This is a genomic window from Stenotrophomonas sp. PS02297 (assembly GCF_029959705.1).
GTDB classification, from domain to species: Bacteria; Pseudomonadota; Gammaproteobacteria; order Xanthomonadales; family Xanthomonadaceae; genus Stenotrophomonas; species Stenotrophomonas nitritireducens.
Genome location: NZ_JASCOS010000047.1, coordinates 1 through 25,765, shown reverse-complemented (window position 1 = coordinate 25,765; position 25,765 = coordinate 1). Strand labels below are relative to the sequence as shown.

The following is a 25,765-nucleotide window of genomic DNA, read 5'->3' as shown; positions in this document are numbered from 1 at the left end:
GCTACCCCCGGGGGGGGCGCGGCGCCCGGCCGGGGGGGGGGCGCCGGCCCCGCTCCCGCGCTGGAGCCGAATTGACCCTTTCCCGCCTGCCGCTCACACTTCCCCCATGCCCAAGAAGTCCCCCAACGAGACCTCGCCGGTCGCCCACTTCGAGCAGTCGCTGGAAGAACTGGAGCAACTGGTGGAGAAGATGGAAACCGGCGAACTGAGCCTGGAGCAGTCGCTGACCGCCTACGAACGCGGCGTCGGCCTGTACCGCCAGTGCCAGCAGGCGCTGGAACAGGCCGAACTGCGCGTGCGCCTGCTCACCGATCCGGCGCAGCCGGAGAAATCCGAACCGTTCCAACAGGCCGGCGATGTCGACTGAGGCCCTGTTCGCCGGCTGGATCGAACGCACCGAACAGCACCTGCACGCCGCCTTGCCCGACCCAGACACCGCGCCGCAGCGCCTGCACCAGGCCATGCGTTACGCCGCGCTGGGCGGCGGCAAGCGCATGCGGCCGCTGCTGGTGCGCGCCGCTGGCCACCTGTTCGACGCCGACCCGGCCCTGCTCGACGCGCCGGCCAGCGCGGTAGAGCTGATCCACGCCTATTCGCTGGTGCACGACGACCTGCCGGCGATGGACGACGACGACCTGCGCCGCGGCCGCCCCACCACGCATGTCGCCTTCGACGAGGCCACCGCGATCCTGGCCGGCGACGCGCTGCAGACCCGCGCCTTCGAACTCCTCGCCGACGCCCCGCTGCCGCCCGCGTTGGCGGTGGCCTGCCTGCGCACCCTGGCAACGGCTTCGGGCGCGGCCGGCATGTGCGGCGGGCAGGCGCTGGACATCGACGCCACCGGCCGCCAGCAGCCGCTGTCCGACCTGCAGCGCATGCACGCGCTCAAGACCGGCGCGCTGATCCGCGCCGCGGTGCGCATGGGCGCGCTGTGCGGTGGCGCCGGCAGCGACGACCTGGCGCGGCTGGACGGCTTCGCCGACGCGCTCGGCCTGGCCTTCCAGGTGCGCGACGACATCCTCGATGTCGAGGCCAGTTCCGAGCAGCTGGGCAAGACCGCCGGCAAGGACGCGGCGCAGGACAAATCCACCTTCCCGGCGCTGCTGGGCATGGACGGGGCAAAAGCGCGGCTGGAAGCGCTGGCCATCGACATGGGCGATGCGCTGGCCCCGTTCGGCCCGCGCGCCGGTGCACTGTCGGCGCTGGCCGAACTGGCGATCCGCCGCTCGCATTGATGCCTTGTTTCCGCCGGAGCGCACCTTGCTGCGCTCCGGCGGCTTCCCCACGACGCAGCAAGAGCTCATCGCTGCTTGCCGGGCCCTCGCCCACGGACAGCCGGCGCGCGGAAATAAGGCGTTCCATGGCGCCGGGGGCCTTCGCCGATGGAACTCCAGCAGGGCCTTGCCCCGCTCTGCAAAGGGAGATTCGCGCGCAGGCCAATCTCCCGGCCAACGGCGATGGACCACAAAAAAGGCCCGGGAATCCCGGGCCTTTTATCGTCGCGCTTGCGCCGGATTACTTGATCAGGCGCAGGGTGAACGGATAGCGGTAGGCTTCGCCCTTGTTCGCGGCAAGCGCTGCGAGGATGGTCAGCACCAGCCAGGCGATACCCACGAAAATCAGCAGCAGGAAGCCGATCAGCACCAGGGTCAGGATGCCCGAGACGAAAGCGGCAATGAACACGGTGATGTTGAAATTCAATGCTTCCCTGCCCTGATCGGCCACGAACGGCATCGTGTCCTTCTTGACCAGCCACACGATCAGCGGCCCCAGCAGATTGCCCAGGGGGATGACGATGCCGGCCAGTGCGGCCAGGTGCGCAAACATTCCCCACTGCTTTTCTTCGGCATTGATGCCGTTGCCCGTGGTGTTCTCGTAATCGCTCATGGTGTTTCCCTTTACCGTTGGTCTTGTGGAATGTGGGGGGTGGCTGTCATCCGCGGTCCCCTGGATCGCCCCGCAGCGCCGGCCGCAGAAGAATACGTCAATCGTCGCCTGCGACCGTCATTCTCCCGACAAGGATCGATCCTGTCGAGACATGCGAACGCGGGTCCACGTCGCTGCCCACCGCTTCGATCCCGGCGAACATCTGTTTCAGATTGCCTGCGATGGTGACGCCATCCACCGGCCAGGCGATCTGGCCGTTCTCGATCCAGAAGCCGCCGGCGCCGCGCGAGTAATCGCCGGTCACGCCGTTGACCCCCTGGCCCATCAGCTCGGTGACCAGCAATCCGGTTCCCATACCCGACAGCATGGACGACAGGTCGCCGGCGTTGGCCGCGACCTTCAGGTTGTGCACGCCGCCTGCGTTGGCGGTGGTCTGCAGGCCCAGCCGGCGCGCCGAGTAACTGCCCAGGACGTAACGCTGCAGCACGCCGCCGCTCACCAGCGCCGAATCGCGCGTGGCCACGCCCTCGCCGTCGAACGCGCACGAACGCAGGCCATGGCGCAGCAGCGGTTGCTCGTGCATGTGGAACCAGTCCGGGAACAGCTGCGTGCCTGCGCTGTCGAGCAGGAAGCTGGCGCGCCGGTACAGCGCGCCGCCGGACACGGCTGACAGCAGATGGCCGACCAGCGAACGCGCCACCTCGGCGGCGAACAGCACCGGCACCTGCCCGGTCGGCAGCGAGCGCGGCTGCAGGCGGGCGACGGTACGCTCGGCTGCGCGCCGGCCGATGGCCTCCGGGTCCTGCAGGTCGGCCCGGGCGATCGCGCTGCTGTACCAGCCGTCGCGCTGCATGCCATCGCCCTGCCCGGCGATCAGCGCGCAGCCGATGGAGTGATGGCTGCTGCGCTCGCGGCCGATGAAACCATGCGAGTTGGCGTAGACCGACAGGCTCTGCGCGGTCGCCACCGAGGCGCCATCGGAATTGGCGATGCGGGCGTCGGCGTCGCGCCCGGCCGCTTCGCAGGCCAGGGCCAGGTCCACCGCATGGCGGGCTTCCAGCGTCCACGGGTGCCAGGTGTCCAGGTCGGGGAAATCGCGCGCCATCAGCGCGGCGTCGGCCAGGCCGGCGGCTTCGTCGTCCTCGGTGTGGCGGGCGATGGCGCAGGCCTGGGCCACGGTCGCCTCCAGGCTGCTTTCCTGCAGGTCGGCGGTGCTGGCGCTGCCCTTGCGCTGGCCGAAATACACGGTGACCGCGATGCCGCGGTCATGGGTGGATTCGACCGTCTCCACCTCGCCCAGGCGCACGTTCACGTCCATGCCGCGGTCCTCGCTGCAGCTGACCTCGGCCTGGCTGGCGCCCAGCGCGCGGGCCTTTTCCAGCAGCCGCTGGGAGATGCCGGCCAGCTGTTCCAGCCGCTGCAGGCTGTCGTCGGCGGCGAAGGTTCCGGTGGTGATGCTGTTCAATGCTTTATCCTTTGAAGAATCCAGCCGCAGCCGGCTTTTCCTCCTCCCATCGGGAGAAGGTGCCCCCAGGGGGCGGATGAGGGGACGGGCGAAGTCTCATGCAGCCAGACAGTGCGAGGCTTCGCCCGTCCCCTCTTGCCCCCTCTCCCGAAGGGAAAAGGGCGTTCGGCGGCGGCATCCGGGTAACACGTGAACTTTAATCGAGTAACAAGGCAATGCGCGGACGCGACGAAGACACCGGCGAATTTTTCAGCGAGAGCCGCAGCCAGAACCGGCGCGAGGCGCTGGAAGTACTGGCGCTGGGCGAGAAACTGGTGGAACTGACGGCCGCGCAGCTGGCGCGGCTGCCCATCCCCGAAGACCTGCTCGAGCACATCGAGTACAGCAAGCGCATCACCTCGCACGGCGCGCGCAAGCGCCAGCTGGCGTTCCTGGCCAAGCAGATGCGCCGCGAGGACGACGCCACGCTCGACGCGATCCGCGATGCGCTGGAAGCCAACAGCGAGACCTCCAAGCGCGCGGTGGCGCTGATGCACCGCATCGAGCACTGGCGCGAACGCCTGCTGGGCCAGGGCGATGCCGCGCTGGCCGAACTGCTGGACGAATACCCCGGCGCCGACCGCCAGGAGCTGCGCACCCTGGTACGCAACGCGCTGGCGGAAAAGGCGAAGAACAAGCCGCCGCGCGCGTTCCGCGAGATCTACCAGGTGCTGCGCGACCTGATGCTGCCGGCGCAGGCCGCCGCCGGGCAGGACGAGGAAGACGTCGAACATGAATTCGACGACCTCGACGACGAGACCGACGCGCGCGATTGACCCGCGCTCCGGCAGGCGCCGTTCCGGCCGGGCGCCGACGCATGGGAGCGTGCCGCCGCTCCCATCCCCGCAGCCCGGAGGCAGCATGCCCACACGACGATCCCTCCTGCTGGCCGCCCTTGCCGGTACCGTCCTGCAGTTGCCGGCCCTCCGCGCCGGCGCCTCCAGCGGCAACCCGCCGATGGCGGCCGGCTACATCGATCTGATGCCCGATTTCTGGAATGCCTACACCCAGGCCGAAGGCGCCGCCGACCGCGCGCAGGCCCTGCAGGACAGCTTCTTCGCGCCACACCACGAGATCTATGCTGCGGCCGGCCTGAAGCCCCGCACCGAACGCATCGCCCGCTGGCTGCCCGACTTCGACGTGATGGCCGCCGATGTCCGGCGGATCGTCGCCGACTTTCCTGCCATCCATGCGGCGCACACCCGACGCTTCGCCGAGGCCTTCCCGGATTTCGACCGTACGCGCGCCCCGATCTACCTGCTGCCGTCGCTGTTCGCCTTCGACGGCCACCTCGAACCCGGCGACGGGCAGCTGCCGCTGTTCATCGGCGCCGATGGGCTGGTGCGCTACCACGGCACCTCGCCGGACCTGGCGGTATTCCTGGATCACGAATCCTTCCATCTCTACCAATCCCAGATCGCACCGGAGGTGATGCTGGATCCGGCGCCGCCGGTGTACGTCATGCTGTGGACCGAAGGCGCGGCGAGCTACGTAAGCGAGCGGCTCAACCCCGACGCGGCGCTGCTGCACGTCCTGCTCGACGACGTCCACCTGGCCGGCGCCAACGCCGCCACCCGCCGCGAACTGGCCGCGGCGATCCTGGCCGTGCTGGATTCCACCCGGGAAGCCGATGCGCTGCGTTTCTTCAGCGCAGGCGCTACCGGGCCGTGGCCGGCGCGCGGCGCCTACCTCGTCGGCCTGGAAGTCGCGCGCCGGATCGGCCGCGACCTGCCGTTGGCACAGCTGCCCAGGCTGCAGGGCGCGGCGCTGCGCGGCCGGCTGGCCCGCGAACTGGCCGCGCTGGCGGCAGGCGAGGATTGATCCCCGGGGCGCCTGCCTGCCGGTCGCGTGCGGCTCAGGCCTGCGTGCCGCCCACGGTGAGGCCGTCGATCAGCAGCGAGGGCTGGCCGACGCCGACCGGCACGCTCTGCCCGTCCTTGCCGCAGATGCCCACGCCTTCGTCCAGCGCCAGATCGTTGCCGATCATGCGCACCTTCTGCATCGTTTCCGGGCCGTTGCCGATCAGCGTGGCGCCCTTGACCGGCGCGGTGATCCGGCCGTCTTCGATCAGGTAGGCCTCGGTCGCCGAGAACACGTATTTGCCGCTGGTGATGTCGACCTGGCCGCCGCCGAAGTTGACCGCGTACAGGCCCTTCTTCACCGAGCGGATCATTTCCTGCGGGTCATGGTTGCCGGCGCGCATGTAGGTGTTGGTCATGCGCGGCATGGTCATGTGCGCGAAGGATTCGCGGCGGCCGTTGCCGGTCGGCGCCACGCCCATCAGCCGCGCGTTGAGCGTGTCCTGCATGTAGCCGACCAGGATGCCGTCCTCGATCAGCGTGGTGCACTGGGTCGGCGTGCCTTCGTCGTCGATGTTCAGCGAACCGCGGCGGCCATCGAGGGTGCCGTCGTCGACGATGGTCACGCCCCTGGATGCCACGCGCTCGCCGATGCGGCCGGCGTAGACGCTGGTGCCCTTGCGGTTGAAGTCGCCTTCCAGGCCGTGGCCGACCGCCTCGTGCAGCAGCACCCCAGGCCAGCCCGGGCCCAGCACCACCGGCATCACCCCGGCTGGCGCCGGGATCGCCTCCAGGTTCACCAGCGCCTGCCGCAGCGCCTCGCGGGCGAAGGCTTCCGGGCGCCCGTCGGCGAACAGTTCCCCGTAGCCGTAGCGCCCGCCGCCGCCGGCATAGCCGGACTCGCGGCGGCCGTCCTGCTCGACGATCACCTGCACGTTCAAGCGCACCAGCGGGCGCACGTCGGCGCCGAGCACGCCGTCGCTGCGCGCGATCAGCACCGTGTCCACGCCGCCGGACAGGCTCACCATCACCTGCAGCACGCGCGGGTCGGCGGCGCGCAGGTAGCGGTCCAGGCGCTTGAGCACTTCCACCTTGGCCTCGTTGCCGAGGCTGTCCACCGGATCCAGCGCCGGGTACAGCGCGCGGCTGCCGCCACGCACCAGTGCGCTGGCGTTGCAGGTGCCGCCGTCGCGCGAGATCGCCCGCGCCGACTGCGCCGCGGCCAGCAGCGCTGCCGGCTGGATGTCGTCGGAGTACGCAAAGCCGGTCTTCTCGCCGGCGATGGCGCGCACGCCCACGCCCTGCTCGATGGAATGCGCGCCATCCTTGACGATGCCGTCTTCCACGCTCCAGCTCTCGCGCCGCGAGTGCTGGAAATACAGGTCGCCGAAATCGACGCCCGGCCCCAGCAGGGTGCCGAAGGTCCGTTCGAGGCGGTTGGCGTCCAGCCCGGCCGGCAGCAGCAGGCGGGATTCGGCAAGCATCAGGGCGTTGTCGGTCATGGTGTTCCAGATGGGGGCAGGCCTGCAGTTCGCAAGCATGCGGCAGAAGCGGTCAAAGCGCGCCGGCGCTGGCCGGGCTCACCGCCGGCGGCGGCAGGCGCGGGGCATCGCGGTCGACCACTTCCACCTTCGGGTCGGACCACGGGCCGGTGACACGGTAGGTCTTGGCGCCGATCTCGCCCAGCGGCTTGCCCAGTACCGCATTGGCGGCTGCGCCCACCGCCGCGCCGACCGGGCCGCCGGCGACGGCGCCGACCACGGTGAGCAGGTTGCCCGAGCGCGGGTTGACCTCGATGGTCTGGTCGAACTGCTGCGCGCGCAGGTCGGCCTGGCCGCGGATGGCGATGTCCGCCGCCGGGCCCTGCATGCCGAGGCGGTCGGTGCGGGCCAGCCCGTCGCCGAAGGCGACCCGGCCCTCGGCCTGGTTGAACGCCAGGCCCTTGGAGAAGAAATCGCGGAAATCCAGCATCAGCCGGCGCGGCAGCTGGGCGACGCTGAGCAGGCCCAACACCCGCCCCGCGCCCGGTTCGACCTCCAGGATCTGGCCGTTGCGGATGTTGATGTCCAGCGTGCCTTCCAGCCCGGCCAGGTTGAACGCGGCCGGCGCGCCGTCCCAGCCGGCGTTGAACTGCAGCTGGCCCTGGCCGCCGCGCAGCTGCCCGCCATAGCCCAGGTTGTCCAGCAGCCCGCCCAGGTTCTCGCTGTGCACGGCCGCTTCGAAACGGGTCCGCGCCTGCGCGCCGGTGCCGCGCCACTGCCCGGTCACGTCGATGGCCTGTTTCGGCGAGCGGAACTGCAGCTGCGACACCTGCAGGCCGTCGGCCAGCGGACGGGTGCGCAGCGTGGTCTGCCCCAGCTCGGCCTTGCCGAAGGACAGGTCGCCGATGTCCAGCGACAACGGCGGAATCTTCGCCGGGTTCACCGGGTCGGCCGGATGGTCGCCCGCCTCGCCGGCCGCGGCCGTTGCCGCCTGCCAATGCACCCGCGCCAGCGTGCCGCTGACCGTGCCGCCATCTGCCTCGGGGACCAGCAGGTCGCCGGCCAGCGACGGCCCTTCCAGTTGCACCGCGACGGCGCCATTGCCCGGGCGCAGGCGCAGCCGGGTCTGGTCGAAGCGGCCGCCGACCAGCAGCAACTGGTCGGCCAGCACATCCACCTGCTTCAGCGCGACGCCATCGGCATCGCCGCCTTCGCCGCCCTGCCCGCGCGCCAGCGTGATCCACTCCAGCGCGTCCAGCGATGGCGTGCGTCCATCCACCACCAGACCGTCCGCCGGCGGCTCGCGGCTCGGCCGGTCGCTGCCCATGGTCACCTGCACGCCGGTCCTGCCGTCGTGGGTGCGCGCGGCCAGCGCCATGCGCCGGCCGAAAGCAACCTCGGTGGTGCCGCTGCCCAGCGGCAGGCTGGCGGTCACCCGGGTCGGCAGGGCATCGGCGGCCGGCTTGTCCAGCGGCGCCGGCAGCTGCAGCCGCGTGCCCTGCAGGTCCGAGCGCAGGCTGAGCGTGGTCGGCGGCTCGCTGCGGCTGCCTTCGGGCACCTTCGGCAGGGTCACGCCGATGGTCCAGCGCGAGGTGCCGTGCACATAGGGCTGCAGCCATTTCAGTTCCGGCGCGCGCTCCAGCAGGTCGGTGGCGCCCAGCGAGGCGCTCAGTTCCGCCTCGAACGCATTGTCCGGATCGCTGACCGGCGTGCCCGCGGCGAGCGACAGCACGCCGTCGTGCTCTTTGTGGCGGACCTGCAGCGCCGGCGCGCGGAAGCCGTCGCTGCCGTATTCGGCCTTGCCGCGCACATTGTCGAAGCGCAGGTCCCAGCGGCGGTCGGCCAGGGTCGCGCCGCGCAGTTCCACCTCACCGCTGACCCGGCCCTCGCCCTCATGCAGCGGCAGCGACAGGCCGAAGTTGACCGCGGCCGGCCCATTGGCGCTCAGCGCGTCCAGCGTTTCGCCATAGGCGGCATGCAGCGGGCTGCGCCGCAGCAGGGCCAGCAGGTGCCCGCTGTCGTCGAGGGTGCGCGCGTCCACCTTCAGCAGCGACTCGTGGAAATCGGCGATGCCGGCGCGGAAAGCATCCACCTTGACCCCGCCAAGGTTGCCCTTGCCCTGCAGCGCGAACCCGTTGGCGATGAAGGCGATGTCGGCATCGACGCCGGTCATGGCCGGCCAGTCGTGCGAGAAACGAAGGGTGCCGTTGTCGATGCGCCCGCCCGCCTCGAAGCGGCCGTCGTTGCCATCGAACGGCCAGTCGTCGAGGTCGCCCACCGCCAGGCCGATGCCACCACGCAGTTGTCCGTCCACCAGCGCGCCGTCCAGCCAGTCCACCGCCTCCTGGCTCATGTGCGAGCGCACCCAGAAGCCCTTGGCGGCGGTGATCGGCACATCGTCCAGTTCCGCCGCCACGTTGATCCACGGCCGCGTGCCATCGCCCTGGAACCACAGGCCGCCGCGCACGTTGGCGGCATAGTCGTTGCCCTGCACGCGCATCGCCGGCGTAGCCACGCGCCAGCCGGCGCCCTCGCGCCAGACCACCGCCTGCCCGTCCAGCTTCAGGTCGTGGACGACGCCGAAACCGGTCGGCCAGTCGAAATGCATGGCATGGGCCGGCCGAAGCTGCAGCGCCAACGCCTGGCCATCGCCCTCGAAGCGGCCGCGCAGCCCGCTCAACCCGGGGCTGTCGCCGACCGCGGCGAACGCGGCTTCTTCCAGTTCACCGGCACCGTGCATGGCGCCGCCGACGCGGCCGGCGATGTCCACGTCGGCGAAGCGCAGGACCGGCGCGGCGTGGTACAGCCATTGGCGCAGCCCCGGCTCCAGCGCGGTGCTGAGCGCCGCGACCCGCAGCAGCGGCGTCGCGTCGATGCGCCGGCCGCGCAGCACGAAATCGTGTCCGCCGCCCAGGTGCAGGCCGTCGAGCACCTGCGCGCCGCCCTTCCCGGTGGCGACCCGCAGCTGCGGCGCGTCCACCCGCCAGTCGTCGCCGTCATGGCGCCAGCGCGCGCGCAGTTGCAGGCTGTCGAAGCGGGTGGTCGGCGCCTGGCTGCCGGCGGCGAACGGCGCGCCGGCCAGTTCCACCTTTTCCAAGGTGGCGTCGGCGATGACCGAAGCCACCCGGTGGTCGCTCAGCGCCACCCAGCTGCGGATCGTGCCGGTGCCCTGGCGCACGTCGATGCCGCCGAAATGCAGCAGCGCGCTCCACGCGGACAGGTCGGCCGGCGCCGCGGCGATCCAGGCGGTGCCGTCGCCGCGCTGGCGCTGGAAGTCGAGCACAGCGGTAACCGGCGCGGCGTCGGCGGCGATCCAGGCGCGGGCGCCGGCGCGCAGGCGTGTGCCGTCCACGCGCAGGCGCAGGTCGATCCGCGGCAGTTCCGCGTCCAGACCCAGCGAGGGCGCATCCAGCCGCAGGCGGCCGCCGATCACCTGCAGCTCGCCGAGCCGGCGCAGGGTTTCCAGCGGATCACCGGCATCGCCGGCACTGGGCAGGCCGCGCACCGACCAGCGGCCGTCACCGGCCCGCTGCAGGGTGAGCGCCAGCCCGCGCAGGCGCAGCTCGGTCAGCGGCGCGCCCGGCAGCAGGCCGGAATACAGCGATACCAGCACTTCGGCCTGGCCGATGCGCACGCCTTCGCCCTGGCCGATGCGCAGGCCATCGAGCCGCAGCAACGGGCCGCGCCGGGTCCAGGCGGTATCCAGGCGATCGAACGCCACCGGCTGGCCGGCGCGCGCGCTCAGCCAGGCGGCCACTTTCTGCGGATGCCGTTCGACCAGCGGCAGCAGCTGGCTGAGGCTGCCCACCAGCACGGCCACGACCACCAGCACCACGGCCAGCGCGTAGATCGCATGGCGGCGCAGGTGGCGGAAGCGGTAGCGCGACAGCACGGGCATCAGGAACGGGACCGGAAGGGCGGAGAACGGGAGGTAAGTGGGAAAGAATGCCTGTCGCAGCCGGAATCGCAATGCAACGGCCTTCCCGCCGTCCCTGCCCGCCGCTGCCGGGCAGCGGCTCCCGGTGCCCCGCTACAGCAGGACCACGTCGAACTGCTCCTGCAGGTACTGGTCGTCGGCCTGGAAGCGGATGCTCTTGCCGAGGAACTCCTCCAGCTCGGCCACCGCCGCCGACTCCTCGTCGGTGATGCGCGCCACCACCTTGCTCGAAGCGATCACCAGCAGCCGCGCGGCGTCGAACTGGCGCACCGCGCGGGTGATCTCGCGGAAGATCTCGTAGGTGACGGTCTCGGTGGTCTTGATGCTGCCGCGCCCGCTGCACTCCGGGCAGGGTTCGGACAGCTGCCGCTCCAGGCTCTCGACCGTGCGCTTGCGGGTCATTTCCACCAGGCCCAGCGGCGAGAAGTCGTAGACCGTGGTCTTGGCGTGGTCGCGCGCCAGCGATTTCTCCAGCGTGCGCAGCACCTGGCGGCGGTGCTCGGGATCGACCATGTCGATGAAGTCGATGATGATGATGCCGCCGAGGTTGCGCAGCCGCAGCTGCCGCGCCACCGCCTGCGCCGCCTCCAGGTTGGTGCGGAACACGGTCTCTTCCAGATTGCGCTGGCCGAGGAAGGAACCGGTGTTGACGTCGATGGTGGTCATCGCCTCGGTCTGGTCGATGACCAGGTAGCCGCCGGACTTGAGCGGCACCTGCTTGTCCAGCGCGCGGCCGATCTCGTCCTCCACGCCGTACAGGTCGAAGATCGGGCGGTCGCCGGTGTACAGCTCCAGCTTCTCGCCCAGCACCGGCATGTACTTGGCGACGAAGGCCTGCAGCTGGGCGAAGGTCTCCTTCGAGTCGACCTTCACTTTTTCCACGTCCTTGCGGATCAGGTCGCGCACCGAGCGCAGCGGCAGGCTCAGGTCCTCGTAGATGATGCTGCGCGGCGGCGCCTCGCGGCCGCGGCGCTCGACCACGTTCCACACCCGCGACAGGTAGGAGATGTCCTCGGCCAGCGCCTCGGCCGGCTGGCCTTCGGCATTGGTGCGCACGATGTAGCCGTAGCCCCCGTGCTGGGCGGAGATCTCCGTCACCAGGGTTTTGAGCCGGGCGCGCTCGGCCTCGTCCTCGATCCGCGCCGAGACACCGACCATCTTCGACTGCGGCAGCAGCACCAGATAGCGCGAGGGGATGCTGACCTGGGTGGTCAGGCGCGCGCCCTTGCTGCCGATCGGGTCCTTGACCACCTGCACCACCACGTCCTGGCCGTCGCGCAGCAGCTCCACGATCGGCACCGACGACGGCAGCGGCAGGCTCGGCGCGGTCTCCTCGGTATCGGCGGCCACCGGCGCCGGCCGCACCACGTCGTTGGCGTGCAGGAACGCGGCGCGCTCCAGCCCGACCTCGACGAAGGCGGCCTGCATGCCTGGCATCACCCGCTGCACCCGGCCCTTGTAGATGTTGCCGACCACGCCGCGGCGCCAGCCGCGCTCGATGTGCAGTTCCTGCAGCATGCCGTTCTCGATCACCGCCACGCGGGTTTCGCGCGGGGTGACGTTCACCAGTATTTCTTCGGACATCCGTTCAATCCTTCCCTGCGCCGAAACCGCGCAGCAGCGCGGCGGTCTGCTGCAACGGCAGCCCCATCACGCCCGAATAGCTGCCGGCGAGCCGGCTGATCCAGCGTTCGGCGCCGCCCTGTATGGCGTACGCGCCGGCCTTGCCCATCGGTTCGCCGCTGGCGACATAGGCGGCGATCTCGTCCTCGGCCATCGCCGCGAACGTCACCTCCGATTCGACGACGATCAGTTCCTCGCGCCCCTGCGCCACCAGCGCCACCGCGGTGACGACCTGGTGGCTGCGCCCGGCCAGCGAGCGCAGCATGGCCGCGGCGTCCCCGGCATCGACGGGCTTGCCGTAGACCCGGTCGCCCAGGACCACTTCGGTATCCGAACCGAGCACCACCGCCAGCGGATCGTCGGCGACCAGCGCCAGGCCGGCGCGCGCCTTGTCCAGCGCGACGCGGCGCACATAGGCCGCCGGCGGTTCGTCGGCGCCGCGGATTTCCGGTACGTCCAGGTCCAGCGCGCGGAACGGGATGTCCAGGCGGGCGAGCAGTTCGTTGCGGCGGGGAGAGCGGGAAGCGAGATAGAGCATCGGCGAAGCATAACCTGCGCACGTTGCGGCCGCGCCTGCCGACCGGCCCGCCTGCGCCGCTCGCCACGCATGGCCGTTCCCGCCTACGCTTCGCTTCGTTCCGGCCCAGGCTGAACGAGCGGCAAAGCCGCCCCCCGCGCCGCGACCCCGTCTGGTCTCACTACCCGTTCATCGCCACCGCACCACCCTCGCACCCATCCAAGGAGGATCCACATGCGCCATTCCGCCCTCGCCCCGCTGCTGCTCGCCCTGTCCTTCGCTTCGGGAGCCCCGATGACCGCCCACGCCCAGAACACCCCGGCCGTCGTGGCCAGCGATGCCACCCTGCTCAACATCTCCGCCCAGGCCGAGGCGCGGCGCGTGCCGGATGTGGCCATGCTGTCGGCCGGCGTGGTCACCCAGGCCGCCGATGGCAATACGGCCATGCGCGAGAACGCCGTGCAGATGGACAAGGTGATGGCCGCGATCAAGGCCGCCGGCATCGCCGAGCGCGACATCCAGACCAGCGGCATCAACCTGAGCCCGCAGTATCGCTACGCCGACAACGAGGCGCCGAAGATCACCGGCTACCAGGCCAGCAACACCGTCAGCCTGAAGGTGCGCGACATCGCCAAGCTCGGCAAGGTGCTCGACAGCCTGGCCGCGCAGGGCGCCAACCAGATCAACGGCCCGAGCTTCGAGATCGACCAGCCCGAGCCGGTCTACGACGAAGCCCGCTTGGCCGCGCTGAAGAAGGCCCAGGCCCGCGCCGAGACCTACGCCAAGTCGCTGGGCCTGCGCGTGCGCCGCATCGTCAGCATTTCCGAAGGCAGCAGCGGCGGCTTCCGCCCGCCCATGCCGATGATGGCGATGGCGCGTTCGGCCAAGGCCGAAATGGACACCGCGGTGGCGCCGGGCGAGACCACGCTGTCGGTCAGCCTGGACGTGGTGTTCGAACTGGGCCGTTGATCCCGCGGTACATCCTGTCCATGGAAACGGCGCCTGCGGGCGCCGTTTTCCTGTCTGCCAGCTGAGCGGAAATTCCATCCCCGCTTGCCGGATCGCCGGTTTGCAGGCGCACTGGCTCCACGCGGACCGGAACCGGCCTTGCCGCTGCAACCCCGTCCCGCGTCACCGAGCGTTGTTCTCCATCACACGCCCTCGCATGGAGGTGGCACATGGTCCGCACGCATTCCGGCATTTCCCCGATCCGTTTCGACACCTCCCGCATCCTCGCCTACAGCACGGCCATCGCCCTGCACGCGCTGGCGGCAGGACTGCTGCTGATTCCGCTGTCGCAGGTCCCCATCCGCAGCGACGCCGTCCGCCAGGAACCGCGCTGGCAGTTGCCGGAAATCGTGCCCGTGGTGCCGACGCCCCCACCGCCGCTACCGGTTCCGGTCGTCACGCAGACGCCGCCACCGGCGCGGCCTGCGCTGCCCGCGCCGGTCGACACTGCGCCGATGCCGGTCTTCGCCACCGAGGCGGTCATTCCGCAATCGGCCGCTACCGGCACGCCCACCGACACCATCGGCCCGGTCGCCGATTCGATCGCGCCGCCAGCACCGCTGGCAGGCGTGCAGCTGCGTTACCTGCATGCCCCCGCGCCCGCTTATCCGCGCGACGCCCTGCGCGTCGGCGCGCAAGGCACGGTCACCCTGCGCGTACTGGTCGGCGTTGACGGCTCGCCGCTGGAAGTGAGCGTGGAGCGCAGCAGCGGCAACCGCAGCCTCGACACCGCCGCACGCACCCAGGTACTGCGGCAGTGGAAGTTCCAGCCGGCCACCGACAACGGCCGCCCCGTGCAGGCCTACGGCCTGGTACCGGTCGATTTCAAGCTGAATTGAGGCCCTTCCGGCCCGCAGGAAAGCGCAGCTGAACGCTTCCTTGCGGGCCGTCTCCGGAAGCGCGCCTATTAATCGATTTTTCACCGTCATCTCACCCGGGAAAAACCTAGATTCGCGGCCGTCGATGTCCCCCGGCCGCCTTTCCGGCGGTCTCTTGCCGCAGGTTCCCTGGAGAGAAGACTGTGAAACATCCGACCCATAGGCAGCCGCGCTGCCGCCAGAATCGCCTCTGCGATTCCATCTCCACCAGCCTGGCCCGCCTGCTGCTGTTTCCCGCCGCGCTTGTGGTCGCCGTCCCGGCGGCCATGGCGCAGGAACAGCAGGAAAAGACGACCACCCTGGACCGCATCACCGTCACCGGCTCCAATATTCCACGCACCAATACCGAGACACCCTCACCGGTCCAGGTCATCACCCGCCAGGAAATCGACCGCACCGGCAAGAACAATGTCGCCGAGTACCTGCAGACCCTGACCGCCGACGGCTCCGGCTCCATTCCCAAGACCTTCGGCAACGGCTTCGCCGGCGGCGGCGCCGGCATCTCGCTGCGCGGCCTCGGTGCCGGCTCCACCCTGATCCTGTTGAACGGCCGCCGCATGGCCACCTATGGCCTGGCCGACGACGGCCAGAAGGTGTTCACCGACCTGAGCACCATCCCGCTGGATGCGGTCGAACGCATCGACGTGCTGAAGGATGGCGCCTCGGCCATCTATGGCTCGGACGCCATCGCCGGCGTGGTCAACATCATCCTGCGCTCGGACTTCACCGGCGCGATCCTGCGCGGTTCCTACGGCCTGTCCGGCGACAGCGATGGCAGCCAGCGCAAGGCTACCCTCACCGCCGGCACCGGCAGCCTTGCCGACAACGGCTGGAATGCGTTCTTCAGCCTGGACGTGGGCAAGAGCGATGCGGTCCGCGTCAGCGACCGCCTCAACCGCAAGTGGATAGGTACCGGCGACCTGCGCCCCTGGGGTTTCACCATCGGCAACAGCCAGTTCCTGGGCGGCGCGATCACCGGCGCCAATCTCAACGGCGGCGGCAGTTCGCCGACCGGCAGCCTGTTCGATCCGGCCACGGGGCAACTGGTGTCCCTGCCCGGTTGCAGCCAGTTCTCCAACATAACCCCGCAGGACCCCAACGGCGGCTGCCTCTGGGACGCGGGCAAGTTCCGCGACCTGGTGCCGGAAGAGAAATACGTCAATGTCTTCGGCCGCGCCTCCTTCGCCTTCGGCGACAACGGCGAGGTCTACACCGAGATCGGTTATTCGAAGAAGGACACCACATTCCGCAACACGCCCTCGGGCGTCTCCGGCGGCTGGGGCTACCCCGGGGGCCCGGTCAACGCCAGCAGCGGCGATGGCGCCACCGTGCTCGGCCCAACCCATCCGGACAATCCTTACGGCGTGCCGGTACGCGTGCGCTACAGCGCATTCGACGTCGGCCCGCGCGTGACCGAAACCAACAACGAGTTCATGCGCTTCCTGGTCGGCATCAAGGGCAGCTGGGGCGATTGGGATTACGACACCGCCTACCTGCACTCCAGTACCGACCTGACCAGCACCCGCACCGGGTTCCTGCGCTACAGCGCGGTGCTCTGCGCCCTGGGTGACCCGAACTGCGCCGGCGGCGTCTGGAACATCGGCCAGGGCGCGGAAGCCAACCCGCAGAGCCTTTACGCCTATATTTCGCCGACCATCGACGCCCGCGCCAAGAGCAAGCTGGACATGTTCGACATCAAGGTGTCGCGCTCCCTGCTCGACCTGCCGGGCGGTCCGCTGGGGCTGGCCCTGGGCACAGAATGGCGCAAGACCAGCAATTCGCTGACCCCGCAGACCTACACCGACCAGGGCGACATCATCGGCCTGGGCTACTCGGCCTACGACGGCACCCAGACCGTCTATGCCGGCTATGCCGAATTGTCCGCGCCGGTACTGAAATCGCTGGAACTCAACGCCGCCGTGCGCTACGACAAGTACGAGGGCGGTGATGACGCGCTGAAACCGAAAGTCGGTTTCAAATGGACGCCGGTGCAGTGGTTCGCCCTGCGCGGCACCTACGCCGAAGGCTTCCGCGCGCCGAACCCCGCCGAGAACGGCAACGGCGGACTGGCGGCCTTCTCCTCCGCGCTGGACCCGGTGCGCTGCCCCGACGGCCAGCATCCGGCGCCGGGCGGCACCGCCGACGACTGCAATGCGCGCCAGATCGCCATCATCACCAAGCCCAACCCAGCGCTGAAACCCGAGGAGTCCAAGAGCTATTCGCTCGGCATCGTGCTGCAGCCCACCCGTACCACCTCGGTCACCGTGGATGCCTGGCAGATCAAGCGCACCAACGAGATCACGCCCAGCAGCACCGACTCGGCCATCGCCGCCGGCGACGTGCTGCGCGATTCCAACCTGCTCAACGGCGTACCGGGTACCGGCTCGATCCTGGCGGTCAACACGGCCTATGTGAATGCAAGTTCCACCAAGGTCCAGGGCATCGATACCGACATCCGCCAGGATATTCCGCTGGGCAACGCCGGCGATCTGCGGCTGGACCTGCAATGGAGCCACATCAGCAAGTTCGACCTCACCGAGGACGGCCAGGTCAGCAAGTACGCCGGCACCCACGGCAACTGCGATGTGACCAACTGCATCGGCACGCCCAAGGACAAGGTCAACTTCGGCGCCACCTGGAACTACCAGGCGTGGTCGATCAGCGGCCTCGCCAACTTCATCGGCAAGATGGACAACGTCGGCGAACAGGGCGGCGCCTATCTCGCCAAGTACGAGGACGGCACGCCGGTCAAGAAGATTTCCTCCTTCACCACCTTCGACCTCTCCGGTCGCTGGGCGGTCAACGATGCCTTCGAGCTGAGCGCCTCGGTGCAGAACGTATTCGACCGGATCGCCCCGCTCGACCCGGTCACCTATGGCGCGGTCAACTACAACCCGCTGCACTACAGCGGCGCCATCGGCCGCTATTTCACCGTCGGGGCGAAGTACACCTTCAAGTAATCCCGCCGCAGCCTCCGACGGTCCAGGCCCCGGCAACGCCCGGGGCCCGGGTTTGCGCGGGGCCCGCCGCAACGAAAAAGGCCTGCATCTTGCGATGCAGGCCTTTCGAATCTGGCGCCCGAAGTTGGACTCGAACCAACGACCCCCTGATTAACAGTCAAGTGCTCTAACCGGCTGAGCTATTCGGGCGGGGACGCGCATTCTATACGCTTGTCACGCGCGATGGTAGGGGTGGTTGGCCAGCATCGCCGCCGCGCGGTACAGCTGTTCGGCCACCACCAGCCGCACCAGCATGTGCGGCAGGGTCAGCGGTCCGATCGACCATTTCTCGTCGGCGATCGCCGACACTTCCGGCGAATGCCCTTCCGGGCCACCGATCAGGAACGCGAGGTCGCGGCCCTGCGCGCGCCAGTATTCAAGGCGCTGCGCGAGCTGTTCGGAGCTGAGCTGGCGGCCGGGCACGTCCAGCGCCACCACGTACGGATTCTTCGGCAATGCCGCCAGCACGCGCCTGCCCTCGTCCTCGATGGCGCGCTTCGGGTCGCGGCCCTTGCCGCGCAGGCCGGGTTCGATCTCCACCAGTTCCAGCGGCAGCCAATGCGACAGGCGCTTCTGGTACTCGGCAAAACCCTGCGCCACCCATGACGGTGCGCGTTCCCCGGTGGCGATCAGTCTGGCTTTCATGGCGCGGCTCCCGGCACGGCGTCGAAAACGAAGACGGCGCCCTGCGGCGCCGTCGCGAGGCATTGGCCTGGCGGATCAGCCGGCTTCCTGCTCTTCTCCCTCCGCGGACGAGGGCGGCTGGTCGCCCACCGTCCACAGGCGCTCGAGCGCGTAGAACTCGCGCACGCGCGGCAGCATCACGTGGACGATCACGTCGCCCAGGTCCACCAGCACCCACTCGGCCTCGCGCTCGCCTTCCACGCCCAGCGGCATCACGCCCAGGTTCTTGGCGAAACGCACCACTTCGTCGCCGATGGATTTGACGTGGCGGGTCGAGGTACCCGAAGCAATGACCATGAAATCCGCGACGCTGGATCTGCCGCGGACGTCGATCTCCACGACATCCCTGGCCTTGAGTTCTTCCAGTCCGGCATGGACGGAGGCCAGCAGGGCCGGAACGGACGGCGGCGGATTGGGCAACTGGGTCTTGATGACTTGGGCTTCGGTGGTCAAAGCTGCGGAACTCGATGAATGAAGGGACGATTATAGAGAACCCGGCCGCGCCCGGCATTCACGCCGTAGCGCAGCCGTACAGGCCGTGGGCAGCGATGTAAGCGGCCACGGCCCCAGGCACGAGGCCACGCCAGTCGCCGCCGGCCGCGATCAGGCCGCGTACGGCAGTGGCCGATTCGGCCTGCAGCGGCTGGTGCAGGCGCCAGACCCATCCGGCCGGCCGCTCGCGCAGGCACGCGGCATCGACCGCCCAGGCATCGCGCAGCCGGGCAGCAAGCACTTCCGGCAATTGCCCGTCCAGCGCATTGCCGGGGCGGTCGGCAATCACGAGGTGCGCAAGGTCGAGCAGGTGTTCCCACGCATGCCAGGTCGGCAGGCCCAACAGGCTGTCGGCCCCCATCAACAGAGCCACCGGGGCTGTAGTGCCGATCTCGGCACGGATTTCGCGCAGCGTGTCCACGGTCCACGAAGGCACGCCCGGCTGGCGCGCGGCGCGCCGCAGCTCGCGGCGATCGACCTGCAGGCCCGGTTCGCCGGCGGTCGCCAGTTCCAGCATATGCGTGCGCTGCCGCGCATCGGCGCCCGGCGGCGGGCGATGCGGCGGGTCGGCGGCCGGCATCAGCCGCACCGGCGCGTGCAGTTCATCGCGCGCGCGGCGGGCGATGGCCAGGTGACCATTGTGGACCGGGTCGAAGGTGCCGCCGTAGATCAGCAGCAGGCCGGTATCCGGCCGACTTGCGCCCGGCTCCGGAATGGACGCCACGGTCATCGCGTCCCGCGGGCCAGCAGGCGCACCGCCTGCGCTTCGGCCACGGCCAGCAGCAGGCGTTCCAGCGCCAGCCACGGATCGCCCTCGGCACGGCCCTTGGCCATGCGGTCGACCTGCCCGGCCTCGGCCACCAGGCGCTCCCAGCGCTGCGGCGCGGGATGCCGTTGCAGCGCGCGCTTGAACGGCGCCTGCCGCGACTCCCAGATGCCGCGCGCCTTCATCTCGCCGGCGAGGTTGCCGCCGCTGGCCTGCACCCGCGCCAGTCCGGCGGTGATCAGCAGTTCGCGGATCAGGATCGGCGTCAGCGCGGCCACCGCCTCGCCCTCGGCGCGCAGCCCGGCAAGCATGCGGATGACCGCAGGCGGCTGCCCGGAGAAGGCCGCCTCGACCAGCCGGAACACGTCGTAGCGCGCGGCGTCGGCGACCAGCGCCTCCATCTTCGCCACGTCCAGGGTCTGGCCCTCGGCCAGCAGCGCGAGCTTGTCGATTTCCTGCGCGGCGGCCAGCAGGTTGCCTTCCACCCGCTCGCTCAGGCGCTGCACCGCGGCCGGCTCGGCGCGCAGCCCCCTGGCCCGCAGGCGGCGTTCGATCCAGTCGCCCAGTTCGTGCGGCTTGATCGCCCAGGCCACCGACAGCACGCCGATGCGCGCCACCGCGTCGGCCCATTTGCCGTGGTGCGATTTGCTCCACTCGCCAGCGGTGATCAGCAGCACCACGTCGTCCGGCGGCTGCGCGCAGAATTGGCTGATGACCTCCGCGCCTTCCTTGCCCGGCTTGCCGCTGGGCAGGCGCAGCTCGACCAGCCGGCGCGTGCTGAACAGGCTCGGTGCATTGAAGCTGGACGCCAGCTGGCCCCAATCAAAATCGCGCCCATCGGCGTCGAACACCTCGCGCTCGCCGATGCCTTCGGCGCGCGCCCTGGCGCGTACCGCATCGGCCGCTTCCAGCACGCGCAGCAGTTCCGGGCCGGCGATCAGGTAGGCCGGGGCCAACGGCTGCGCGCCGGCCTGGCTGGCGAGCTGTTCGGGACGAAGCTCCATCGATTCAGCGCCCGTGCGCCGGGACAGCCAGGGTCGGCATGGGTCAGTCGCCCTTGCCGGCCGCCGGAGCCGCAGCGCGCTCCTTCTCCATCTGCGCGCGGACCACGCTGTCGATGCGCCGCAGGATCGAGGCGGACATTTCGCGGCGCAGCTCATCGGCGAGGATCTCGCGCTCGGTGGTGGTGCCGGTGGCGTCGGTCGGCTCGGACACGTAGTCGCGCGACAGCTCGATCACCTGCTCCGGCACCAGCACGCTGCCATCGGGACGATGAAAGGCGAAGATGACCGCGTAACGCAGGCTGTACTCCTGCGTGCGGCCCTGCGCGTCGATGGCGATGGGCAGGTCGCCCCAGCGCTCGGAGCGGATCTGCAGCCGGGCCGCATCCTTGCCGGGCTCATCCTCGCCGACGACGACCGCGCCGGAGGCGTGCAACCCGCGTCCCAGCAGCTTGACCAGCTCGCTGTAGCGCACCGTCGATTCGACCTTCACCGCCGGCGTATCGTCCGGCAGGGTGAGCTTGTTGCGCAGGTGGAAACCGCAACCGGTCAGGCTCACGGCAAGGACGAGGGCGGTCAGGTATCGGGTCATGGACACAGTCTGGCGGAGCCGGCCGGGAGCGGCAACAGAAAACGGCCCGCATCATCGCCCATCGGGTGTGAGCGGGGATGAAACCACATCGCCGTCCCAGCTGTTCTGGAGCGGACACCATGCGTAAGACAAGCAAGACAGAGCCGGAGCATGCGCTCATGCGGCCCGGAAAGCATTTGCGGAAGCTGGTTGCCACTTCCATGCCCCCAAGTTGGGGGGCGATCCGCGCGCAGCGCGGATGGAGGGGCGCCGCAATAGACCCCGAGCCGCATCGGATGCCCAACGCGCCGCCGCGCGCCCGGATGGCGAACCACCCAAGCGCGCCGCAGGCGGATCAACCCGCCACGATATTGACGATCTTGCCCGGGACGATGATGACCTTGCGCACGGTGAGGCCTTCCAGGAACTTGGCCGCGTTGGGCTCCTCCTTGGCGGCGGCCTCGATCAGCTCGCGGCTGGCGTCGGCGGCGACGTCGATGGTGCCGCGCAGCTTGCCGTTGATCTGCACCGCCAGGGTCAGCGCGTCCTTGACCAGCGCGCCGGCATCGACCTGCGGGAACGGCTGGTCTTCCAGCAGCGTCTCGCCGTGGCCGAGCTCCTGCCACATCGCATGGCAGGCATGCGGGGTGATCGGGTTGAGCAGCAGCACCGCGGCCTGCAGCGCTTCCTGGCGCACGGCCCTGCCCTGCGCGCTGGCGTCGTCGAACTTGCCCAGCACGTTGAGCAGCTCCATCACCGCGGCGATGGCGGTGTTGAAGGCGTGGCGGCGGCCGTAGTCGTCGCCGACCTTGCCGATGGTCTCGTGGGTCTTGCGGCGGATGGCCTTCTGCCCGGCGTCCAGCGCGGCGACATCCAGCGCCGGGGCGCTGCCGTCGGCGGCATGCTTGTGCACCATGGCCCACAAGCGGCGCAGGAAGCGCGCCATGCCGTCCACGCCGGCCTCGTTCCACTCCAGCGACTGTTCCGGCGGCGCGGCGAACATCGAGAACAGGCGCACGGTGTCGGCGCCGTACTTGGCCACCATCGCCTGCGGGTCCACGCCGTTGTTCTTGGACTTGGACATCTTCTCGGTGCCGCCGATCACTACCGGCTGGCCGTCCGTGCGCAGGGTGGCGCCGGTGATGCGGCCGCGCTCGTCGCGCACCACGTCCACGTCGGCCGGGTTGAACCAGTCCTTGGAGCCGTCGCTGTTCTGGCGGTAGAAGGTCTCGGCGATGACCATGCCCTGGCACAGCAGGTTCTGCGCCGGCTCGTTGCTTTCCACCATGCGCGCATCGCGCAGCAGTTTGTGGAAGAAGCGGAAGTACATCAGGTGCAGGATCGCGTGCTCGATGCCGCCGATGTACTGGTCCACCGGCAGCCAGTAGTTGCCGCGCTTGTCCACGGCCTCGCGCGCGCCCGGCGAGGTGTAGCGGGCGTAGTACCAGCTCGACTCCATGAAGGTGTCGAAGGTGTCGGTCTCGCGCTCGGCCGCGCCGCCGCAGTCCGGGCAGGTGGTCTTGCGCCATTCCAGGTCGGCCTTGAGCGGCGAACCGGTGCCGTTGAGCGTCACGTCCTCGGGCAGGATCACCGGCAGCTGGTCTTCCGGCACCGGCACCGCGCCGCACTTGTCGCAGTAGATCACCGGGATCGGGCAGCCCCAGTAGCGCTGGCGGCTGACGCCCCAGTCGCGCAGGCGGTAGTTGACCCGGCGCTGGCCCTGGGCCTTGCGCTCGAAGCGCTCGGCCAGCGCCTCGAAGGCGCCCTGGAAATCCAGCCCGTCGAACTCGGCCGAATTGACCAGTTCGGTTTCGCGGGACTTGTCGCCGTACCAGTCCTGCCAGCGGTCCGGGTCGTAACTGCGTTCGTCGTCGTTCTTCGGGTGCTTCAGCGCGATGACCTGCTTCTTCGGCAGGCCATACTTGCTGGCGAACTCGAAATCGCGTTGGTCATGGCCCGGCACCGCCATCACCGCACCGGTGCCGTAGCCCATCAGCACGAAGTTGGCGACCCAGATCGGCACCTGCTCGCCGCTGACCGGATGGATGGCCTTCAGGCCGGTGTCCATGCCGCGCTTTTCCTGGGTTTCCAGTTCGGCCTCGGAGACGCCGCCCTGCTTCAGCTCGGCCAGCATCGCCGCCAGCGCCGGGTTGCTCTTCGCCGCGTGCACCGCCAGCGGGTGTTCGCCGGCAATGGAGACAAAGCTCACGCCCATCACCGTGTCCGGGCGGGTGGTGAACACGCGCAGCGGGTCCAGCGCGGCGCCGTCCACGTCACGCACGTCGAACTGGATTTCCAGGCCTTCGGAGCGGCCGATCCAGTTGCGCTGCATGGTCTTGACCGAATCCGGCCAGCCCGGCAGTTCGTCCAGGCCGTCCAGCAGTTCCTGGGCGTAGTCGGTGATGCGCAGGAACCACTGCGGGATCTCGCGCTTTTCGACCAACGCGCCCGAACGCCAGCCACGGCCATCAATGACCTGCTCGTTGGCCAGCACGGTGTTGTCGACCGGGTCCCAGTTCACCACCGAGTTGCGGCGGTAGGCCAGGCCCTTGCGCATCAGCCGGGTGAACATGCGCTGCTCGTGGACGTAGTAGTCCGGCGTGCAGGTGGCGAACTCGCGCGACCAGTCGATCGCATAACCCATCGCCTTGAACTGGCCACGCATGTGCTCGATGTTGGCGTAGGTCCACTTGGCCGGCGCGGTCTTGTTCTTGATCGCGGCGTTCTCGGCCGGCAGGCCGAAGGCGTCCCAGCCCATCGGCTGCAGCACGTTGTGGCCGGTCATGCGCTTGTAGCGGCTGATGACGTCGCCGATGGTGTAGTTGCGCACGTGGCCCATGTGCAGCGCGCCGGACGGATACGGCAGCATCGACAGGCAGTAGTACTTGGGCTTGTCCGAGGTTTCGTCGACCTCGAAGGCGCGGGTAGTTTCCCAGTACTTCTGGGCAGCGGTTTCGACCTGCTGGGGATCGTAGATGTTGGTTTCGACGCTGGACATGAACGCGTTGGGACGGCGGCAAAGCGGGACAGCGTACCGCAGTGCACCAGAGTGCTCCAATCCGGCCCGCCCCGACACCTCCCGGGAAAAGCTGTTTCCTTCAATATCAACCGCTTGCGCAGCTCCATCCGGTATGGCTGGCGACACTCGCGGATGCCGCACCGGTTTCCTGCGCCGCGCCGCTATGCTGCCCTCTCCATCCCTGGGGAATGATGCCGATGCCGATCCGCCGCCACCTCGCCGTTCTCCTGCTGCTGGCCTGCGCGCCGGCCTGTGCCGAACCCGTCGCCGTGCACTGCGGCCGCCTGTTCGACGCGCGCAGCGGCCAGCTCAAGGGGCCGCATACGCTGGTGGTTGCCGACGGCCGCATCCAGCAGGTGCTCAGTGGTGCCGATGCCGATGGCGGCGGCGTGCGTTCCGTCGACCTGCGCGACAAGGTCTGCCTGCCCGGCTGGACCGACCTGCACGTGCACCTGGGCAGCCAGTCCAGCCCGCAGAGCTACTCCGAAGGCTTCCGCCTGGACCCGGTCGACTATGCCTTCCGCGCGGTCGGCTACGCCGAGAAGACGCTGATGGCCGGCTTCACCAGCGTGCGCGACCTCGGCGGCGAGGTCAGCCCGCACCTGCGCGACGCGATCAGCCAGGGGCTGCTGAAGGGGCCGCGCATCTTCGCCGCAGGCAAGTCCATCGCCACCACCGGCGGCCACGCCGACCCGACCAACGGCTGGAACGACCAGCTCTCGCACCTGATCGGCCCGCCCGGCCCCACCGAGGGCGTGGTCAATTCGGTGGACGATGCGCGCCAGGCGGTACGCCAGCGCTACAAGGAAGGCAGCGACGTCATCAAGATCACCGCCACCGGCGGCGTGCTCAGCTATGCGCGCTCCGGCGACGCGCCGCAGTTCACCGTGGACGAGATCAAGGCCATCGTCGATACCGCGCACGACTACGGCTTCCGCGTGGCCGCCCACGCCCATGGCACCGAGGGCATGAAGCGCGCGGTGCTGGGCGGAGTCACCAGCATCGAGCACGGCACCTACATGGACGACGAGGTCATGCGGCTGATGAAGCAGCACGGCACCTGGTACGTGCCCACCTTCTACGCCGGGCGCTTCGTCACCGACAAGGCGGCGATCGATGGCTATTTCCCCGAGGTGGTGCGGCCCAAGGCCGCGCGCATCGGTGCACTGATCAGCCAGACCGCGGCGAAGGCCTACCGCAACGGGGTAAAAATCGCCTTCGGTACCGACCAGGGCGTAGGCCCGCATGGCGACAACGCACGCGAGTTCATCTACATGGTCGAAGCCGGCATCCCCGCCGCGTACGCGCTGCAGGCCGCCACCGTGCACGCCGCCCAGGTGCTTGGCGTGGACGACCAGGGCGTACTGGAAGCGGGCAAGCGCGCCGACGTGATCGCCTTGGCCGCCAATCCGCTGGAGGACATCAACGCGGTGATGGACGTGCGCTTCGTGATGAAGGACGGGGTGATCTACAAGCAGTGACGGCCCTGCGCACGTCGCCGCAGGGAGTGCGCGCCGCGCCCGTTCAGCGCGGCGCGCGCCGCGCCCGCCGCGCCCGCCACAGCGCCCCGCCCAGGAACGCCCGCCGCTGCGCCATCGC

Annotated in this window: 19 protein-coding genes, 1 tRNA gene and 1 pseudogene; 8 read left to right on the top strand and 13 right to left on the bottom strand. The window is 69.6% G+C overall.

The genetic code is table 11. The annotated features are described in order from the left end of the window. Nucleotides 1-106 precede the first annotated feature (106 nt). Both QMX80_RS10790 and QMX80_RS10785 read left to right on the top strand, forming a co-directional pair. Complete coding sequence (locus QMX80_RS10790; RefSeq protein ID WP_055764677.1) at nt 107-367, top strand: exodeoxyribonuclease VII small subunit; 261 nt, start codon at nt 107-109, stop codon at nt 365-367. Next, a complete protein-coding gene (locus QMX80_RS10785; protein ID WP_273082045.1) occupies nt 357-1,235 on the top strand; it encodes a farnesyl diphosphate synthase in 879 nt (292 codons plus the stop codon). Before QMX80_RS10790 ends, QMX80_RS10785 begins: the two co-directional genes overlap by 11 nt. A 280-nt stretch (nt 1,236-1,515) precedes the next feature. On the opposite strand, the gene QMX80_RS10780 is transcribed toward QMX80_RS10785, so the two are convergent. Both QMX80_RS10780 and pmbA read right to left on the bottom strand, forming a co-directional pair. Then, nucleotides 1,516-1,887 carry a DUF4870 domain-containing protein gene (locus tag QMX80_RS10780; protein ID WP_055764674.1) on the bottom strand — a complete coding sequence of 124 codons (372 nt, stop codon included), beginning with the start codon at nt 1,885-1,887 and terminating at the stop codon, nt 1,516-1,518. A 97-nt stretch (nt 1,888-1,984) separates the two neighbouring features. After that, nucleotides 1,985-3,352, bottom strand: coding sequence for a metalloprotease PmbA (gene pmbA / locus QMX80_RS10775; RefSeq protein WP_282277011.1), 1,368 nt, complete (start codon nt 3,350-3,352; stop codon nt 1,985-1,987). A 215-nt stretch (nt 3,353-3,567) separates the two neighbouring features. Between pmbA and yjgA the strand changes: the two genes are divergently transcribed. Together yjgA and QMX80_RS10765 are read left to right on the top strand one after the other, a co-directional pair. Continuing rightward, nucleotides 3,568-4,167, top strand: a complete 600-nt coding sequence (yjgA, locus tag QMX80_RS10770; protein WP_055764670.1) for a ribosome biogenesis factor YjgA — start codon at nt 3,568-3,570, stop codon at nt 4,165-4,167. An 85-nt stretch (nt 4,168-4,252) separates the two neighbouring features. Then, a complete protein-coding gene (locus QMX80_RS10765) occupies nt 4,253-5,212 on the top strand; it encodes a hypothetical protein (protein WP_282277006.1) in 960 nt (319 codons plus the stop codon). A 34-nt stretch (nt 5,213-5,246) separates the two neighbouring features. On the opposite strand, the gene tldD is transcribed toward QMX80_RS10765, so the two are convergent. From tldD to QMX80_RS10745, 4 genes are all read right to left on the bottom strand, one after another. Continuing rightward, nucleotides 5,247-6,692 (bottom strand): metalloprotease TldD, encoded by a 1,446-nt coding sequence (tldD, locus tag QMX80_RS10760; RefSeq protein WP_273082053.1) that lies wholly within the window; start codon nt 6,690-6,692, stop codon nt 5,247-5,249. Between the two features lie 52 nt (nt 6,693-6,744). Next, nucleotides 6,745-10,569, bottom strand: coding sequence for a YhdP family protein (locus tag QMX80_RS10755; protein ID WP_282277004.1), 3,825 nt, complete (start codon nt 10,567-10,569; stop codon nt 6,745-6,747). Nucleotides 10,570-10,701: 132 nt separating this feature from the next. Continuing rightward, complete coding sequence (gene rng, locus QMX80_RS10750; protein ID WP_055764661.1) at nt 10,702-12,192, bottom strand: ribonuclease G; 1,491 nt, start codon at nt 12,190-12,192, stop codon at nt 10,702-10,704. A 4-nt stretch (nt 12,193-12,196) separates the two neighbouring features. Then, a complete protein-coding gene (locus QMX80_RS10745; RefSeq protein WP_282277001.1) occupies nt 12,197-12,769 on the bottom strand; it encodes a Maf family nucleotide pyrophosphatase in 573 nt (190 codons plus the stop codon). A gap of 213 nt (nt 12,770-12,982) precedes the next feature. On the opposite strand from QMX80_RS10745, the gene QMX80_RS10740 reads away from it, so the two are divergent. The 3 genes from QMX80_RS10740 (at nt 12,983) to QMX80_RS10730 (ending at nt 17,594) form a co-directional block, all read left to right on the top strand. Further along, nucleotides 12,983-13,717 (top strand): SIMPL domain-containing protein, encoded by a 735-nt coding sequence (locus QMX80_RS10740; RefSeq protein ID WP_273082058.1) that lies wholly within the window; start codon nt 12,983-12,985, stop codon nt 13,715-13,717. Between the two features lie 209 nt (nt 13,718-13,926). Then, on the top strand, nt 13,927-14,595 hold the full coding sequence (locus tag QMX80_RS10735) for an energy transducer TonB (RefSeq protein WP_282277000.1): 669 nt from the start codon (nt 13,927-13,929) through the stop codon (nt 14,593-14,595). 182 nt (nt 14,596-14,777) lie between these two features. Then, nucleotides 14,778-17,594: a TonB-dependent receptor gene (locus QMX80_RS10730; protein WP_282276999.1), complete on the top strand. Its 2,817-nt coding sequence runs from the start codon at nt 14,778-14,780 to the stop codon at nt 17,592-17,594. A gap of 112 nt (nt 17,595-17,706) precedes the next feature. Here the strand turns inward: QMX80_RS10730 and QMX80_RS10725 are convergent. The 7 genes and pseudogenes from QMX80_RS10725 to leuS all read right to left on the bottom strand — a co-directional run bounded on the left by QMX80_RS10725 (nt 17,707) and on the right by leuS (nt 24,145). Continuing rightward, nucleotides 17,707-17,783: transfer RNA gene (locus tag QMX80_RS10725), tRNA-Asn, on the bottom strand. Nucleotides 17,784-17,807: 24 nt separating this feature from the next. Next, on the bottom strand, nt 17,808-18,278 hold the full coding sequence (rlmH, locus tag QMX80_RS10720; protein ID WP_055764652.1) for a 23S rRNA (pseudouridine(1915)-N(3))-methyltransferase RlmH: 471 nt from the start codon (nt 18,276-18,278) through the stop codon (nt 17,808-17,810). Nucleotides 18,279-18,353: 75 nt separating this feature from the next. Then, a complete protein-coding gene (gene rsfS, locus QMX80_RS10715) occupies nt 18,354-18,770 on the bottom strand; it encodes a ribosome silencing factor (RefSeq protein WP_055764651.1) in 417 nt (138 codons plus the stop codon). Between the two features lie 58 nt (nt 18,771-18,828). Further along, nucleotides 18,829-19,539, bottom strand: a complete 711-nt coding sequence (nadD, locus tag QMX80_RS10710) for a nicotinate-nucleotide adenylyltransferase (RefSeq protein WP_282276992.1) — start codon at nt 19,537-19,539, stop codon at nt 18,829-18,831. Continuing rightward, nucleotides 19,536-20,579 carry a DNA polymerase III subunit delta gene (gene holA, locus QMX80_RS10705; protein WP_282276991.1) on the bottom strand — a complete coding sequence of 348 codons (1,044 nt, stop codon included), beginning with the start codon at nt 20,577-20,579 and terminating at the stop codon, nt 19,536-19,538. The genes nadD and holA overlap by 4 nt, the downstream gene beginning before the upstream one ends. An 82-nt stretch (nt 20,580-20,661) precedes the next feature. Beyond that, nucleotides 20,662-21,168: pseudogene (gene lptE / locus QMX80_RS10700) on the bottom strand (LPS assembly lipoprotein LptE); the annotation flags it as partial. Nucleotides 21,169-21,502: 334 nt separating this feature from the next. Next, complete coding sequence (gene leuS / locus QMX80_RS10695) at nt 21,503-24,145, bottom strand: leucine--tRNA ligase (protein WP_055764643.1); 2,643 nt, start codon at nt 24,143-24,145, stop codon at nt 21,503-21,505. 218 nt (nt 24,146-24,363) lie between these two features. Between leuS and QMX80_RS10690 the strand changes: the two genes are divergently transcribed. After that, a complete protein-coding gene (locus tag QMX80_RS10690; RefSeq protein WP_282276988.1) occupies nt 24,364-25,647 on the top strand; it encodes an amidohydrolase family protein in 1,284 nt (427 codons plus the stop codon). The last annotated feature ends 118 nt before the right edge of the window (nt 25,648-25,765 follow it).

What these genes read in the sequence shown, in the direction of transcription:
- QMX80_RS10790 (WP_055764677.1), top strand. Translation starts at nt 107, where the DNA reads ATGCCCAAGAAGTCCCCCAACGAGACCTCGCCGGTCGCCCACTTCGAG.
- QMX80_RS10785 (WP_273082045.1), top strand. Translation starts at nt 357, where the DNA reads ATGTCGACTGAGGCCCTGTTCGCCGGCTGGATCGAACGCACCGAACAG.
- QMX80_RS10780 (WP_055764674.1), bottom strand. Translation starts at nt 1,887, where the DNA reads ATGAGCGATTACGAGAACACCACGGGCAACGGCATCAATGCCGAAGAA.
- yjgA (WP_055764670.1), top strand. Translation starts at nt 3,568, where the DNA reads ATGCGCGGACGCGACGAAGACACCGGCGAATTTTTCAGCGAGAGCCGC.
- QMX80_RS10765 (WP_282277006.1), top strand. Translation starts at nt 4,253, where the DNA reads ATGCCCACACGACGATCCCTCCTGCTGGCCGCCCTTGCCGGTACCGTC.
- tldD (WP_273082053.1), bottom strand. Translation starts at nt 6,692, where the DNA reads ATGACCGACAACGCCCTGATGCTTGCCGAATCCCGCCTGCTGCTGCCG.
- QMX80_RS10755 (WP_282277004.1), bottom strand. Translation starts at nt 10,569, where the DNA reads ATGCCCGTGCTGTCGCGCTACCGCTTCCGCCACCTGCGCCGCCATGCG.
- rng (WP_055764661.1), bottom strand. Translation starts at nt 12,192, where the DNA reads ATGTCCGAAGAAATACTGGTGAACGTCACCCCGCGCGAAACCCGCGTG.
- QMX80_RS10745 (WP_282277001.1), bottom strand. Translation starts at nt 12,769, where the DNA reads ATGCTCTATCTCGCTTCCCGCTCTCCCCGCCGCAACGAACTGCTCGCC.
- QMX80_RS10740 (WP_273082058.1), top strand. Translation starts at nt 12,983, where the DNA reads ATGCGCCATTCCGCCCTCGCCCCGCTGCTGCTCGCCCTGTCCTTCGCT.
- QMX80_RS10735 (WP_282277000.1), top strand. Translation starts at nt 13,927, where the DNA reads ATGGTCCGCACGCATTCCGGCATTTCCCCGATCCGTTTCGACACCTCC.
- rlmH (WP_055764652.1), bottom strand. Translation starts at nt 18,278, where the DNA reads ATGAAAGCCAGACTGATCGCCACCGGGGAACGCGCACCGTCATGGGTG.
- nadD (WP_282276992.1), bottom strand. Translation starts at nt 19,539, where the DNA reads ATGACCGTGGCGTCCATTCCGGAGCCGGGCGCAAGTCGGCCGGATACC.
- holA (WP_282276991.1), bottom strand. Translation starts at nt 20,579, where the DNA reads ATGGAGCTTCGTCCCGAACAGCTCGCCAGCCAGGCCGGCGCGCAGCCG.
- leuS (WP_055764643.1), bottom strand. Translation starts at nt 24,145, where the DNA reads ATGTCCAGCGTCGAAACCAACATCTACGATCCCCAGCAGGTCGAAACC.
- QMX80_RS10690 (WP_282276988.1), top strand. Translation starts at nt 24,364, where the DNA reads ATGCCGATCCGCCGCCACCTCGCCGTTCTCCTGCTGCTGGCCTGCGCG.